General features: G+C 61.8%; 17 protein-coding genes. 2 read left to right on the top strand and 15 right to left on the bottom strand.

Translation table 11 applies throughout. The annotated features are described in order from the left end of the window. Position 1: 1 nt before the first annotated feature. The 5 genes from ccmE to ccmA all read right to left on the bottom strand — a co-directional run bounded on the left by ccmE (position 2) and on the right by ccmA (position 2,761). Positions 2-457 (bottom strand): cytochrome c maturation protein CcmE, encoded by a 456-nt coding sequence (gene ccmE, locus IF189_RS08160; RefSeq protein WP_065261104.1) that lies wholly within the window; start codon positions 455-457, stop codon positions 2-4. Beyond that, entirely contained in the window at positions 454-630 is a 177-nt protein-coding gene (ccmD, locus tag IF189_RS08155) for a heme exporter protein CcmD (RefSeq protein ID WP_011333085.1), read from the bottom strand. The genes ccmE and ccmD overlap by 4 nt, the downstream gene beginning before the upstream one ends. Next, positions 627-1,382, bottom strand: coding sequence for a heme ABC transporter permease (locus IF189_RS08150; protein ID WP_085733725.1), 756 nt, complete (start codon positions 1,380-1,382; stop codon positions 627-629). The genes ccmD and IF189_RS08150 overlap by 4 nt, the downstream gene beginning before the upstream one ends. Before the next feature lie 78 nt (positions 1,383-1,460). Continuing rightward, complete coding sequence (gene ccmB / locus IF189_RS08145; RefSeq protein WP_085710502.1) at positions 1,461-2,129, bottom strand: heme exporter protein CcmB; 669 nt, start codon at positions 2,127-2,129, stop codon at positions 1,461-1,463. Beyond that, a complete protein-coding gene (ccmA, locus tag IF189_RS08140) occupies positions 2,126-2,761 on the bottom strand; it encodes a cytochrome c biogenesis heme-transporting ATPase CcmA (RefSeq protein WP_192553101.1) in 636 nt (211 codons plus the stop codon). Before ccmA ends, ccmB begins: the two co-directional genes overlap by 4 nt. Positions 2,762-2,959: 198 nt before the next feature. Here ccmA and IF189_RS08135 point away from each other — a divergent pair, with 198 nt between their 5' ends. Together IF189_RS08135 and IF189_RS08130 are read left to right on the top strand one after the other, a co-directional pair. After that, positions 2,960-4,534 carry a flagellar hook-length control protein FliK gene (locus IF189_RS08135; protein ID WP_192553100.1) on the top strand — a complete coding sequence of 525 codons (1,575 nt, stop codon included), beginning with the start codon at positions 2,960-2,962 and terminating at the stop codon, positions 4,532-4,534. Next, positions 4,531-4,860: an EscU/YscU/HrcU family type III secretion system export apparatus switch protein gene (locus IF189_RS08130; protein WP_085710498.1), complete on the top strand. Its 330-nt coding sequence runs from the start codon at positions 4,531-4,533 to the stop codon at positions 4,858-4,860. Before IF189_RS08135 ends, IF189_RS08130 begins: the two co-directional genes overlap by 4 nt. Before the next feature lie 54 nt (positions 4,861-4,914). Here IF189_RS08130 and IF189_RS08125 read toward each other — a convergent pair whose 3' ends face one another. The 10 genes from IF189_RS08125 to IF189_RS08080 all read right to left on the bottom strand — a co-directional run bounded on the left by IF189_RS08125 (position 4,915) and on the right by IF189_RS08080 (position 14,008). Next, complete coding sequence (locus tag IF189_RS08125) at positions 4,915-5,310, bottom strand: DUF2802 domain-containing protein (protein WP_085710496.1); 396 nt, start codon at positions 5,308-5,310, stop codon at positions 4,915-4,917. After that, on the bottom strand, positions 5,311-5,796 hold the full coding sequence (locus IF189_RS08120; protein WP_007959223.1) for a chemotaxis protein CheW: 486 nt from the start codon (positions 5,794-5,796) through the stop codon (positions 5,311-5,313). 85 nt (positions 5,797-5,881) lie between these two features. Next, entirely contained in the window at positions 5,882-6,844 is a 963-nt protein-coding gene (locus IF189_RS08115) for a CheW domain-containing protein (protein WP_134825897.1), read from the bottom strand. A 2-nt stretch (positions 6,845-6,846) separates the two neighbouring features. Then, on the bottom strand, positions 6,847-7,635 hold the full coding sequence (locus IF189_RS08110; RefSeq protein ID WP_007959220.1) for a ParA family protein: 789 nt from the start codon (positions 7,633-7,635) through the stop codon (positions 6,847-6,849). 43 nt (positions 7,636-7,678) lie between these two features. After that, the gene (motD, locus tag IF189_RS08105) at positions 7,679-8,569 is read right to left on the bottom strand and encodes a flagellar motor protein MotD (RefSeq protein ID WP_085710492.1); all 891 of its coding nucleotides are present in this window, start codon (positions 8,567-8,569) and stop codon (positions 7,679-7,681) included. Positions 8,570-8,581: 12 nt separating this feature from the next. Next, on the bottom strand, positions 8,582-9,322 hold the full coding sequence (locus tag IF189_RS08100) for a flagellar motor protein (protein ID WP_085710490.1): 741 nt from the start codon (positions 9,320-9,322) through the stop codon (positions 8,582-8,584). Continuing rightward, the gene (locus IF189_RS08095; protein WP_114881910.1) at positions 9,322-10,458 is read right to left on the bottom strand and encodes a protein-glutamate methylesterase/protein-glutamine glutaminase; all 1,137 of its coding nucleotides are present in this window, start codon (positions 10,456-10,458) and stop codon (positions 9,322-9,324) included. Before IF189_RS08095 ends, IF189_RS08100 begins: the two co-directional genes overlap by 1 nt. A gap of 49 nt (positions 10,459-10,507) precedes the next feature. Then, positions 10,508-12,793 (bottom strand): chemotaxis protein CheA, encoded by a 2,286-nt coding sequence (locus IF189_RS08090; protein ID WP_192553099.1) that lies wholly within the window; start codon positions 12,791-12,793, stop codon positions 10,508-10,510. A 37-nt stretch (positions 12,794-12,830) separates the two neighbouring features. Further along, the gene (locus tag IF189_RS08085) at positions 12,831-13,619 is read right to left on the bottom strand and encodes a protein phosphatase CheZ (protein WP_007951961.1); all 789 of its coding nucleotides are present in this window, start codon (positions 13,617-13,619) and stop codon (positions 12,831-12,833) included. A 17-nt stretch (positions 13,620-13,636) separates the two neighbouring features. Further along, positions 13,637-14,008 (bottom strand): chemotaxis response regulator CheY, encoded by a 372-nt coding sequence (locus IF189_RS08080; RefSeq protein WP_003183998.1) that lies wholly within the window; start codon positions 14,006-14,008, stop codon positions 13,637-13,639. Between the last annotated feature and the right edge of the window lie 46 nt (positions 14,009-14,054).

Genomic DNA, 14,054 nt, shown 5'->3' with positions numbered 1-14,054 from the left:
ATCAACCCTCCTTCGCTTGGGTCGGCGCGGATTGACCGCTGTCCTTCAGGGCCTTGGTCACTTCCGGCGGCATGTATTTCTCGTCGTGCTTGGCCAGCACTTCATCGGCCACTACGACGCCGTCGGCGTTGAGCTTGCCGAGAGCAACAATGCCCTGCCCTTCGCGGAACAGGTCCGGCAGGATGCCGCGGTACGTGATTGTCACGGACTTGTTGAAGTCAGTGACCACGAATTTCACGTCCAGGGAGTCCGGGGAGCGTTGCAGCGAACCTTTCTCGACCATGCCGCCGGCGCGGATGCGGGTGTCCTGCGGCGCTTCGCCGTTGGCGATCTGGGTCGGGGTGTAAAACAGATTGATGTTCTGCTGCAGGGCGCTCAGGGCCAGGCCGACGGCAGCGCCGACCCCGACCAGAATCGCCAGAATGATGATCAAGCGTTTTTTGCGCAGCGGATTCACTTGCCGTTCTCCCGGCGCAGACGACGCGCCTCTTGTTGCAGATAACGCTTGCGGGCCGCGATCGGCGCCGCCACGTTGAGGATCAGTACCGCCAGACAGATGCCGTAGGCCGACCAGACGTACAGGCCGTGATGGCCCATGGCGAGGAAGTCGCCGAATGACGCGAAACTCATCGAGCGGCCTCCAGGCTGTTCTGCACTTCTTCTTTCACCCAGCTGGCGCGGGCTTCGCGCTTGAGCACTTCAAGGCGCATGCGCAGCAACAGCACGGCGCCGAAGAAACAGTAGAAACCCAGCACCGTCAGCAGCAGCGGCAGCCACATCTCGGCGGGCATCGCCGGTTTTTCGGTGAGGGTGAAGGTCGCGCCCTGGTGCAGGGTGTTCCACCACTCCACCGAGTATTTGATGATCGGAATGTTGATCACGCCGACGATGGCCAGCACCGCGCAAGCCTTGGCGGCGCTGTCGCGATTGCTGATGGCGTTGCCCAGCGCAATCACCCCGAAATACAGGAACAGCAGAATCAGCATCGAGGTCAGCCGCGCGTCCCAGACCCACCACGAACCCCAGGTCGGTTTGCCCCAGATCGCCCCGGTGACCAGCGCCACGGCGGTCATCCAGGCACCGATCGGTGCGGCGCATTGCAGTGCGACGTCGGCCAGTTTCATCTTCCACACCAGCCCGACCACACCGCACACCGCCAGCATCACGTAGATCGACTGAGCGAGCATCGCGGCGGGAACGTGAATATAGATGATGCGAAAGCTGTTGCCTTGCTGATAGTCCGGCGGCGCGAAGGCCAGGCCCCAGACGACGCCGACAGCGATCAGCAGCAACGCTGCAATGCTCAGCCACGGCAGGAACTTGCTGCTGATGCCGTAGAACCACTTGGGCGAGCCGAGCTTGTGAAACCAGGTCCAGTTCATACTGTTTCCATCACGGGTGCCGCTCATCGGTGTGAGCAGTCTCAGGGTCTTTGCTGGTTAATTTTTAACCAGACCTCATTATTCGCCGACGCTGATCTTCAGGCCAGCAGCTATTGCAAAAGGTGTCAGGGTTATCGCCAGGGCGGTCAGGCTGCCAAGCCACAACAGATAACCCGTCGCCGGCATGCCTTGCAGTGCCGCCTGCAAGGCGCCACTGCCGAGGATCAACACCGGGATGTACAACGGCAGAATCAGCAGCGCCAGCAACAGGCCACCGCGTTTCAGACCGACCGTCAGCGCCGCGCCCACCGCGCCGAGCAAGCTCAGCACCGGTGTACCCAGCAACAACGAAAGCAGCAATACCGGCAGACACGCAGCCGGCAACCCGAGCATCAACGCCAGTAACGGCGAGAGCAAAACCAGTGCCAGCCCGGAAAAAAGCCAGTGTGCCAGCACCTTGGCCAACACCAGAAGTGGCAGGGGGTGCGGCGAAAGGACCCACTGTTCAAGGGATCCGTCTTCGAAATCACTGCGGAAAAGCCCGTCCAGCGAGAGCAGGACCGACAAAAGCGCCGCCACCCAGACTAACCCCGGGGACAAGTTTTGCAATACTTGAGTTTCCGGTCCGACGGCCAGCGGGAACAGCGCGATGACGATGGCAAAGAAAATCAGCGGATTGGCCAGCTCCGCCGGGCGGCGGAACAGCAGTCGGGATTCACGGGCAACCAGCAGGCCGAACACACTCATACTGCCCAGTTCCCAAGATCGATATCGCGATAACCGGCCGGCATCCGGCTCAGCGTGTGGTGAGTGGTCAGCACTACCAGACCGCCCTGCTCGCAGTGATGGGCCAGGTGTTCTTCGAGTTGCGCCACGCCCTGCTTGTCGAGGGCGGTGAACGGTTCATCGAGGATCCACAGCGGCGGGCTGTCCAGATACAACCGTGCCAGCGCCACGCGGCGCTGCTGACCGGCGGACAGGCTATGACAGGGAACATCCTCGAAACCGCGCAATCCAACCGCCGCCAGTGCCTGCCAGATCGCGTCGCGTCCGGCGGGTTGATGCAGGGCGCAGAGCCAGGCGAGATTTTCTTCCGGGGTCAGCAGATCCTTGATCCCGGCGGCATGGCCGATCCACAGCAGGTTGCGCGCCAGTTCGCTGCGTTGCTCGGCCAGGGGTTGACCGTTGAGCAGCACCTGACCGTCGGTCGGTTGCATCAGACCGGCCAGCAGGCGCAAGAGACTGGTCTTGCCGCTGCCGTTGGGACCGCTGATCTGCACCATATCGCCACTGGCCAGTCTCAATTCGAGATTCTCGAAGAGCAGTCTGAGATCGCGCTCACAGGCGAGGCCAACGGTTTGCAGGACAGGGCTGGTCAAGGGTTCACGGGCCTTATACGGTTCAAGTCGGCTCTGGGGCGGCCGTTAAAGAGTTGCAGCATAAATGCAATGACGGCTCAATCCAGAGAGCTGGGTCAAACAATTGCTATGTTTTTTTGAACGAACGGAAGGACGGGCGGCATTATACATGGCGTCCCCTGCTCTCCCGAGTGCATTTTCCTCAGGTTGTGTCCGCGTATGACAGGCGAAATGAACATCCTCCCGCTCCCGCCAACCACCCCGGCGACCGCTCGCCCGCAGGTCGGTGAGCTGCTCAAGTTGCTGACGCCGATGGACGGGCTGATTGCCGCCGGCCAGAGCGCCAAGGCCGAGGTATTGTCGCTGAAACCGGCGGACCAGGCCTTTCAGGTACTGCTCAAGGTCACCCTCGACGGCGGCCGCCAGACTACCGTGCAGGCGACCAGTCCCCTGCCGCTGCCGCAAGGCACCAACTTGGCGGTCACCCAGCCGTCGGCGGGCAATCTGGCGGTCACCGTACAACAGGCCATCGCCACGGCTGTCGCTACCCTCACCCGCATCGATACCGCGCAATTGCCGGTCGGGACGCTGCTGCAAGGCAAGGTGCTGACCAATCAGGCCTTGCCGCAGGTGCCGGGGCAGCCGACGGTGTTCCGCTCGACGGTCAGCCTGCTCAACACGGTGTTGAGCGGCAGCACCCTGAGCATCGACAGCCCGCAGCCGTTGCGCATCGGCACCCTGCTGTCGGCGCTGGTGCAGGATTCCCAGACCCTGAAATTCCTGCCGTTGAGCAATCGTCAGGAACAACTGGTGGTCAGTCAGCAACTGGTCAGCCAGCAAAGCCGCCAGGGTTCGCTGGACGGCTTGCTGAAAATGCTCCAGAGCCTGCCGCCCGCCGACGATCAGACCTCCAGTGATCTGCGCGCGGCCGTGGACCGGCTGCTGGCGAACCTGCCGGACGTCGGCCAACTGAGCACACCCAAAGGCCTGGCCCAGGCGCTGCTCAATAGCGGCGCCTTTCTCGAAGCCAAATTGCTCGCCGGGCAAAACCCGACCCTGACCCCGGACATGAAAGGCGATCTGCTCAAGCTGATCGCGCAACTCACCCCCGGCCTGCCCGGCAATACCAATCTGAATGCGATCATCGCTGCCAACACTCTGGCTCAGGCGATGCCGAGCTTCGTGCGCAATGCCCTCGGCATGCTCGGCCAGGTCAGCGCCAAACCGGTGCCGGGCAGTTTCCCGCTGCCGGATCGGCTGTTGCAAAGCCTGGAAGGTGAAGGCGATCTGGAACACTTGCTGCGCCTGGCCGCCGCCGCGGTCTCGCGCCTGCAAAGCCATCAACTGTCGAGCCTGGAACAGACCGGAGTGACCGACGACGGACGCCTGCTCAGCACCTGGCAACTGGAAATCCCGATGCGCAACCTGCAGGACATCGTGCCGCTGCAGGTCAAATTCCAGCGCGAAGAAGCGCCACAAGACGAAAAACAGAACGAACGCCGTGACAGCGAGCGCGAAACCAAACAGCAACTGTGGCGCGTCGATCTGGCCTTCGACATGGAACCGCTGGGGCCGATGCAGGTTCAGGCGCAACTGATCAACGGCAGCCTGTCGAGCCAGCTATGGGCCGAACGACCGTACACTGCCGACCTGATCGAAACCAATCTGGCCGCACTGCGTCAGCGCCTGCTGGATCGCGGGCTCAACGTCGGCGATCTCGACTGCCACCTCGGCACCCCGCCGCAAGGCATCCAAACCCGTCTCGAACACCGCTGGGTCGACGAAACCGCATGAACGATTCCACTGCTCCACGCCAGGCCATCGCCCTCAAGTACGACGGCAGCCACGCCCCGACCCTTACCGCCAAGGGCGACGATGAACTGGCCGAGGAAATCCTGCGGATTGCCCGCGACTGTGAAGTGCCGATCTACGAGAACGCCGAACTGGTGAAATTGCTGGCGCGCATGGAACTGGGCGACAGCATCCCGCAGGAGCTGTACCTGACGATTGCCGAGATCATCGCGTTTGCCTGGAACCTCAAGGGCAAGTTCCCGCAAGGACATGACCCGGATGCACCGATGGTCGAGAAGGACATCACCGATCGCGGCGACGATTACTGAAGGCAAAAAAAATCGCAGTCATCGACTGCGATTTTTTTGTTCCGCTCGAAACTCTTAACTGCTTCTGTGCAGCTTGCGCATCAACTCCGCCTCAGCCTGGGTCAAGCCGCAAGACTGAGTCAGCTCATCGACACTCGCGCCCATCCCCACCAGTTTCGCCGCCTGGGCGAACGACAGGCTGGAAGGATCACGCTGTTCGAGCTGGGTGATCTTGTCCGGGATCGGACTGACGACCGCGCGCAGCTCGTGCAGGGCTTCGCCCATGCGCACGTTGCCGTTCTGGTAATCGTCGACACGCTTGGCCAGGTCCTTGATGCGCTGGTCACGCAGCGCATCGCCCTGGGCCTGTTGCGCAGCGATCACGCGCTGCGCCTTGATGTACGCCAGAAACATCGCCAGCGTGCCTGCCCAGAACAGGAACAGGACAATGACCGCTACCTCGAGAATCAATCAGATATTCTCCAGTTCCGACCATTCTTCTTCGCTCATCATCTTGTCCAGCTCGACCAGGATAAGCAACTCGTTGTTCTTGTTGCACACGCCCTGGATGAACTTGGCCGACTCTTCGTTACCGACGTTCGGTGCGGTCTCGATTTCCGACTGACGCAGGTAAACCACTTCAGCCACGCTGTCGACCATGATGCCGACCACTTGCTTGTCGGCTTCGATGATGACGATACGGGTGTTGTCGCTGATCTCGCCGCTCATCAGGCCGAAGCGCTGACGGGTGTCGATCACGGTCACCACGTTGCCGCGCAGGTTGATGATACCCAGCACGTAGCTTGGTGCACCCGGAACCGGAGCGATCTCGGTGTAGCGCAGGACTTCCTGAACGCGCATCACGTTGATGCCGTAGGTTTCGTTGTCCAGCTTGAAGGTCACCCATTGCAGGATCGGATCTTCGGAACCCTTTGCCGCCGTAGCCTTGTCGTTCATACCCTAGCCCCTCGAAAAACCGCGCCTGGCGGTGTGTGTTCTGTGCGCCGCCATGCGTATGCCGGTGCTGTCTGTTATGTAAGTGTTATGTCGGTTTGTGGTTCGGCTTACTGCCGGACATGTGCTTTGCCCCACCGCTGGCGATCAGCTCGGCCAGTGCGGAGACGTCGAGCAAGGCGCACATGTGTTCAATCACCGTGCCCGCGAGCCATGGCCGCTGACCCCGGTGACTTCTCCATTTGATTTCATTCGGGTCCAGGCGCAACGAGCGGCTGACCTGATGCACCGCCAGCCCCCACTCGTAACCTTGTACCGAAATCACGTATTGCAGGCCCTGACGGAAGTCATCGCGATAGCGATCCGGCATGACCCAGCGTGCGGTGTCCAGCACCTTCAGGTTGCCGGCCTGGCTTGGCAGGATGCCGAGGAACCACTCCGGCTGACCGAACAGCGGTGTCAGCTCATGGCCGGCCAGCGAATAGATCGAGCCCAGGCACACCAGCGGCACGGCCAGGGTCAACCCGGCCACGTCGAACAACAGGCATTCGAAGGCCTCCGAAGCCCAGGCCGGGCGGCCATCGGTTTCCACCGGTGGCGGCGTATTGCTCGGTGGCAGATGCACCTCGACCAGCGGCGCAACCAGGGTCGGCTCGACCGGGGCTGGCGCAGGCGCTTCAGGCTCGGGCGCTGGCGCCGCCGGAACCGGCGGCGTTTGCAGAAGTTGGGTTTGCAGCAGCGGTGCCAGCGTCGAGATCACGCGCACCGGCTCAGGCTCTTTGATCAAAGTTGCAGGTGCCTTCGCTACCACAGCCGCAGGCGCTGCAACCGGGGCGACCGGCCGGGCGGCTTGCTGCGCATCGCGGGCCTGTTCTTCAAGCACGGCGGCCTGGAATTCATCGAGTACGGCGGTGTTCTCGACCACCTCGACCACCTCGACCGGCGCTGCGACTTCCTGCTCGACCTCGTCCGTCACTTCCTGCAGCAAGCCGTCCAGATAGGACTGCAGCGCCAGTTGCGGCTTCGATGTCAGCTTGATCGGCCGATTCATGCTCAGGCCACCTGCGGAACGAGTTGCTGCGCCAGCAGATGCTTGAGCAGCGCGCGGTAGGCCAGCACGCCACGGCTCTTGCCGTCGAATTGCGAAGGCGTGACACCGGCACGGCTGGCGTCGCGCAGACGGGTATCGACCGGGATGTAACCCTGCCAGATCTCGTCGGGGAATTTGTCGCGCAGCACGCGCAAGGTGCCCATCGAAGCCTGGGTGCGGCGGTCAAACAGGGTTGGAACGATGCTGAACGGCAGCGCCTGTTTGCGCGAACGGTTGATCATCGCCAGGGTATTGACCATGCGTTCCAGGCCTTTGACGGCCAGGTGTTCGGTCTGTACCGGGATCACCAGTTGCTGGCTCGCGGCCAGGGCGTTGACCATCAGCACGCCGAGCAACGGCGGGCTGTCGATGATTGCGTAATCGAAGTCCTGCCACAGCTGCGCCAGACTCTTGGCGATCACCAGGCCCAGGCCACTCTGCCCCGGCGACTGACGCTCGAGGGTGGCCAGCGCGGTGCTCGACGGCAATAGGGAAATGCGTTCATCGCTGGTGGACAGCAGCAACTGGCCCGGCAGGCCCTGCGGCACACTGCCCTTGTGCAGAAACAGGTCGTAGTTGCTGTGTTCCAGGCTGTCGGGGTCGTAACCGAAATAGCTGGTCATCGAGCCGTGCGGGTCGAGATCGACCACGACCACGCGTTTGCCCGCCTCGGCCAGCAAACCGGCTAAAGCGATGGAAGAAGTGGTTTTACCAACACCACCCTTTTGATTGGCGACTGCCCAGACTCTCATTCGGATTGTTCCTCCCGGCCGAGATGCTCGGCCGAGACATGGCTCAGCGTATTAATGCGGGCGACGGAGAATTGACGGCACTCTCGCGTCCCGGCGTCTTGACCGGGGTCGGTGCAGTTTGTGTGCCAGCACGCTTCAACGCGGCGTCCGGTGTTGCATTGGCGGTTCCGGTGCCTGTGAGGCTGCGGCGAACATCGAGATTGCGCGACACCACCAGCACCACGCGACGGTTCTTCGCCCGGCCTTCGGCGGTGGCGTTGTTGGCCACCGGCTGGAATTCGCCGTAACCCACCGAAGCCATGCGGCCAGGGTTGACGCCCTGCATCGCCAGCATGCGCACGATGCTCGCCGAACGCGCCGAAGACAGTTCCCAGTTGGTCGGGTACTGCGCCGTGCGGATCGGCTGGTCGTCAGTGAAGCCTTCGACGTGGATCGGGTTGTCGAACGGTTTGAGGATCGCCGCGACCTTGTCGATGATGTTGAACGCGATGTCGCTCGGCATCGCATCACCGCTGCCGAACAACAGGCTGGAGTTGAGTTCGATCTCGACCCACAGCTCATTGCCGCGCACGGTCATCTGGTTGCTCGCGATCAGGTCGCCAAACGCGGCGCTGATATCGTCGGCGATGCTTTTCAGCGGATCGCTGGCCCCGGCGATGCCGGCATCGACCTGTTCGGAGTCCTTGACCAGCGGCTTGGCCGGGGTCACGGTTTTCGGGCGTTCTTCACCGATCGGGATCGGCTTGAGCGAGCGGTCGGAGTCGGTGAAGACCCCGATCAACGCTTCGGAGATGACCTTGTACTTGCCTTCGTTGATCGACGAGATGGAGTACATCACCACGAAAAAGGCAAAGAGCAAGGTGATGAAGTCGGCGTAGGAAACCAGCCAACGTTCATGGTTTACGTGCTCTTCATGCTGGCGACGACGTGCCATGAGGTTAGTCCCTTAATCCATGAAGCCCTGAAGCTTCAACTCGATGGAGCGTGGGTTTTCACCTTCAGCGATCGACAAAATACCTTCCAACAACATTTCGCGATAACGCGACTGCCGCAACGCAATTGACTTGAGCTTGGCAGCGACCGGCAGCAACACCAGGTTGGCACTGGCCACACCGTAGATGGTGGCGACGAATGCCACGGCAATGCCGTTGCCCAGTTGCGACGGATCGGCCAGGTTGCCCATCACGTGGATCAGGCCCATTACCGCACCGATGATACCGATGGTCGGCGCATAGCCGCCCATACTTTCAAAGACCTTGGCGGCCTCGATGTCGCGGGCTTCCTGGGTGTAGAAATCCACTTCGAGAATGCTGCGGATCGCTTCCGGTTCGGCGCCGTCGACCAGCAGTTGCAGGCCTTTGCGCGAGTAGGCGTCGGGTTCGGCATCCGCCACGCCTTCCAGGCCCAGCAGGCCTTCCTTGCGTGCAGTGAGGCTCCAGTTGACGACACGGTCGATGCCGCCAGCCAGATCCACACGGGGCGGGAAAAAGATCCAGGCGAGGATCTGCATGGCACGCTTGAACGCGCTCATCGGCGATTGCAGCAAGGCGGCACCGATGGTCCCGCCGAGCACGATCAGCGCCGCCGGGCCGTTGGCCAGTGCGCCGAGGTGACCGCCTTCAAGGAAGTTGCCGCCGATGATGGCGACAAACGCCATGATGATCCCGATAAGGCTTAGAACATCCATCAGATACACGCCTCGACGATGTGCTTGCCGATATCGTCCAGACCGTACACCGCATCCGCGAGGTCAGCTTTGACGATCGCCATCGGCATGCCGTAGATCACGCAGCTGGCTTCGTCCTGGGCCCAGACGGTGCTGCCGCCCTGCTTGAGCAGACGCGCGCCTTCGCGACCGTCGGCGCCCATGCCGGTCAGCACGACCGCCAGAACTTTGTCGCTGTAGGATTTCGCCGCGGAACCGAAGGTGATGTCCACGCAAGGCTTGTAGTTCAGACGCTCGTCGCCCGGCAGGATTTTCACCGCGCCACGGCCGTCGATCATCATCTGCTTGCCACCCGGTGCCAGCAGCGCCAGGCCCGGACGCAGGATGTCGCCATCCTCGGCTTCCTTGACGCTGATGCGGCACAGCTTGTCCAGACGCTCGGCGAAGGCCTTGGTGAACGCGGCCGGCATGTGCTGGATCAGCACGATCGGTGCCGGGAAGTTGGCCGGCAACTGGGTCAGAACCCGTTGCAGCGCAACCGGGCCACCGGTCGAGGTGCCGATCGCCACCAGCTTGTAGGCCTTGCGTTTCGGCGCCGGCGACGAAGCGCTGGCTGCCGGAGCGCGAGCCGGTGCAGGCGCAGGTGCCGGACGAGCCGGTGCACTGTGGCTGCCAAAGCTCGACGGCGCCGCAGCCGGAGTCGGCGCAGGTGCCGGTGCAGCGGCTGGCGCCGGCGCACTGTAGGCACTGAAACGACGGTTACTGCGCGAGATGCTGTGCACCTTCTCGCACAGCAGTTGCTTGACCTTCTCCGGATTGCGGGAGATGTCTTCGAAATTCTTCGGCAGGAAATCCACCGCGCCGGCATCCAGCGCATCCAGGGTCACCCGGGCGCCTTCATGGGTCAGCGAGGAGAACATCAACACCGGGGTCGGGCAGCGCTGCATGATGTGCCGCACCGCCGTGATGCCATCCATCATCGGCATCTCGTAGTCCATGGTGATCACGTCCGGCTTGAGGGCCAGGGCCTGATCGATCGCCTCTTTACCGTTGGTTGCCGTACCGACAACCTGGATGCTCGGATCCGCTGAAAGAATTTCCGAGACGCGGCGGCGGAAAAAACCCGAATCGTCCACCACCAGGACTTTGACTGCCATAAACACTCCATTAGGTGCAGCGGGACGTTGTCGCCCCGCTGCCCCGGATTCAAATACGCCGTGCGGCGTAACGCTTGAGCATGCTTGGAACATCGAGAATCAGCGCAATGCGGCCGTCACCGGTAATGGTGGCGCCGGACATGCCCGGGGTTCCCTGCAGCATTTTGCCCAACGGCTTGATGACCACTTCTTCCTGGCCGACCAGTTGATCGACGACGAAGCCGATCCGCTGAGTGCCCACCGAAAGGATCACCACATGGCCTTCGCGCTGCTCTTCGTGAGCGGCGGAGCTGACCAGCCAGCGCTTGAGGTAGAACAATGGCAGCGCCTTGTCCCGCACGATCACCACTTCCTGGCCGTCCACCACGTTGGTGGTCGACAGGTCGAGGTGGAAGATTTCGTTGACGTTCACCAGCGGGAACGCGAACGCCTGGTTGCCGAGCATCACCATCAGGGTCGGCATGATCGCCAGCGTCAGCGGCACCTTGATGACGATCTTCGAGCCGGCGCCCTTGGTCGAGTAGATGTTGATCGAACCGTTGAGCTGGGAAATCTTGGTCTTCACCACGTCCATGCCGACACCACGGCCGGACACGTCGGAGATCTCGGTCTTGGTCGAGAAACCCGGAGCGAAAATCAGGTTGTAGCACTCGGTGTCGCTCAGGCGATCGGCGGCATCCTTGTCCATCACGCCGCGTTTCACGGCGATGGCGCGCAGGACATTCGGGTCCATGCCTTTGCCGTCGTCGGAGATCGACAGCAGGATGTGGTCGCCTTCCTGTTCAGCGGCCAGGATCACCTTGCCGCCACGGGCCTTGCCCGAGGCTTCGCGTTCTTCCGGCGACTCGATGCCGTGGTCGACCGCGTTGCGCACCAAGTGGACCAGCGGGTCGGCCAGTGCCTCGACGAGGTTCTTGTCGAGGTCGGTCTCTTCGCCCACCAGTTCCAGGTTGATTTCTTTCTTGAGCTGACGCGCGAGGTCGCGAACCAGACGCGGGAAGCGGCCGAAGACTTTCTTGATCGGCTGCATCCGGGTCTTCATGACTGCGGTCTGCAAGTCGGCGGTGACCACGTCGAGGTTCGACACGGCCTTCTGCATCGACTCGTCGCCGCTGTTCAGGCCCAGGCGCACCAGACGGTTACGCACCAGCACCAGCTCGCCGACCATGTTCATGATTTCGTCGAGACGTGCGGTGTCCACACGCACGGTGGTCTCGGCTTCGCTCGCCGGTTTTTCCGGTGGCGGAGTCGCCGGAGCACGGGCCGGAGCCGGTGCGGCAGCGGCAGCCGGTTTGGCCGGTTCGGCTTTAGGCTCAGGCGCTTTTGCAGCAGGTTTTGCCGCAGCGGCCGGGGCCTTGGCGGCAGGCGCTGCAACAGCCGAAGCATTGCCGGCCGTCACGACGGCACCGGTGGCGACGTCAGTGAACTTGCCTTTGCCATGCAGATCGTCGAGCAGCGATTCGAACTCGTGGTCGGTGATCAGATCGCTACCGGCTGCAGCCGCTGCCGGAGCAGCATTTGCATTCGAAGGGACGGACGCAATCGCCGACTCCAGCGCATCGACAGCAAAGTTACCCTTGCCGTGCAACTGATCGAGCAAGGCTTCGAATTCGTCGTCGGTGATGTCCGAGCTATCGCCCGCCGCCGGAGCCGCAGGCGCCGCGGCCGCCGGTGCCACGGCGTCGGCCGCGAACTGGCCCTTGCCGTGCAACTGGTCGAGCAGCGACTCGAACTCGGCGTCGGTGATTTCATCGCTGGCCGCTTCATCGGAAGCAGGCGCAGCGGCAGCCGCCGGGGCTTCGGCTTCGGCCTTGACGGCGTTCAGCGAGTCCAGCAGCTGTTCAAATTCGTTATCGGTGATGTCGCCGGAGTCGCCGGTTTCGTTTTCAACGACCAGCTCTTCGATCATCTCGGCCACAGGCGAAGCCGGAGCTTCGTCCGCCGATTGCGGTTCGGCCAGGCGCGCCAGGGCGGCCAGCAGTTCCGGGGTTGCAGCGGTAATCGGGCTGCGATCGCGGACTTCGCTGAACATGCTGTTCACCGCGTCCAGCGCTTCGAGCACCACGTCCATCAGTTCTGCATCTACGCGACGCTCACCCTTGCGCAGGATGTCGAACACGTTTTCGGCGATGTGACAGCACTCCACCAGCTCGTTGAGCTGAAGGAAGCCGGCGCCCCCTTTTACAGTGTGGAAACCGCGAAAAATTGCGTTGAGCAGATCTGCGTCATCCGGGCGGCTTTCCAGCTCGACCAGTTGTTCGGACAGTTGCTCAAGAATCTCGCCGGCCTCAACCAGGAAATCCTGAAGGATCTCTTCATCGGCGCCGAAGCTCATTAATGGGGTGCTCCTACAGGTCTAAAAACCCAGAAAACTAAAATCCAAGGCTGGATAGCAAATCGTCCACATCGTCCTGACCGGACACAACGTCTTCTCGTTTATCGGCATGAATCTGCGGACCTTCACCCTGCGAGAGATGTTTTTGTGGATCTTTTTCAGCGAGCATCGCCGCACGGTCATGTTCGATGCCCGCAAAGCGGTCAACCTGACTGGCCATAAGGACGAGTTTGAGCAGATTGCTTTCGACTTCGGTGACCAGTTGGGTCACGCGCTTGATCACTTGACCGGTGAGGTCCTGGTAATCCTGGGCCAGCAGGATGTCGTTGAGGTTGCTCGACACCGCGCGGTTGTCCGCGCTGCTGCGTGCCAGAAAACCGTCGACCCGACGCGCCAGTTCGCGGAACTCTTCAGCCCCGACTTCGCGGCGCATGAAACGTCCCCAGTCGGCACTCAACGCCTGGGCTTCATCAGCCAGACCATTGACCACCGGCGTGGCGCTTTCCACCAGATCCATGGTGCGGTTGGCCGCAGCTTCGGTCAGCTTGACCACATAGCCCAGGCGCTCGGTCGCATCAGTGATCTGCGACACTTCCTCGGCCTGCGGCATGTGCGGGTCGATCTGGAAGTTGACGATTGCACTGTGCAGTTCGCGCGTGAGCTTGCCGACTTCCTGGTACAGGCCACGGTCACGGGTCTGATTGAGCTCATGGATCAGTTGCACAGCGTCGCCGAACCTGCCTTTTTCAAGGCTTTCGACCAGTTCGACCGCGTGTTTTTTCAGCGTCGACTCGAAGTCGCCCTGTGAAGATTCTTTATGCTCCATAGCTCCCCCGCGCGTCATCAGCCGATGCGTTCGAAAATCTTCTCGATTTTTTCTTTCAGCGCCTGAGCCGTGAAAGGTTTGACCACGTAGCCGTTAACGCCGGCCTGGGCCGCTTCGATGATCTGCTCGCGCTTGGCTTCAGCGGTCACCATCAGCACCGGCAGGTGCTTGAGTTTTTCATCGGCGCGCACGTGACGCAGCAGGTCGATACCGGTCATGCCGGGCATGTTCCAGTCGGTCACCAGAAAGTCGATGCTGCCGCTGTTGAGCACCGGAATGGCGGTGGTGCCATCGTCGGCTTCAACGGTGTTGGTGAACCCGAGGTCACGCAACAGGTTCTTGATGATCCGCCGCATCGTTGAGAAGTCATCAACGATGAGGATTTTCATGTCTTTGTTCAATTCGACCTCCAAGCAGTCTTAAACGCGTCCAGCA

The sequence above is a fragment of the Pseudomonas sp. IzPS59 genome (genome assembly GCF_014863505.1).
In the GTDB taxonomy this organism is placed as follows: domain Bacteria; phylum Pseudomonadota; class Gammaproteobacteria; order Pseudomonadales; family Pseudomonadaceae; genus Aquipseudomonas; species Aquipseudomonas kribbensis.
Note: the sequence above shows the minus strand (reverse complement) of the source record. Positions and strands in the feature narration are given on the sequence as shown.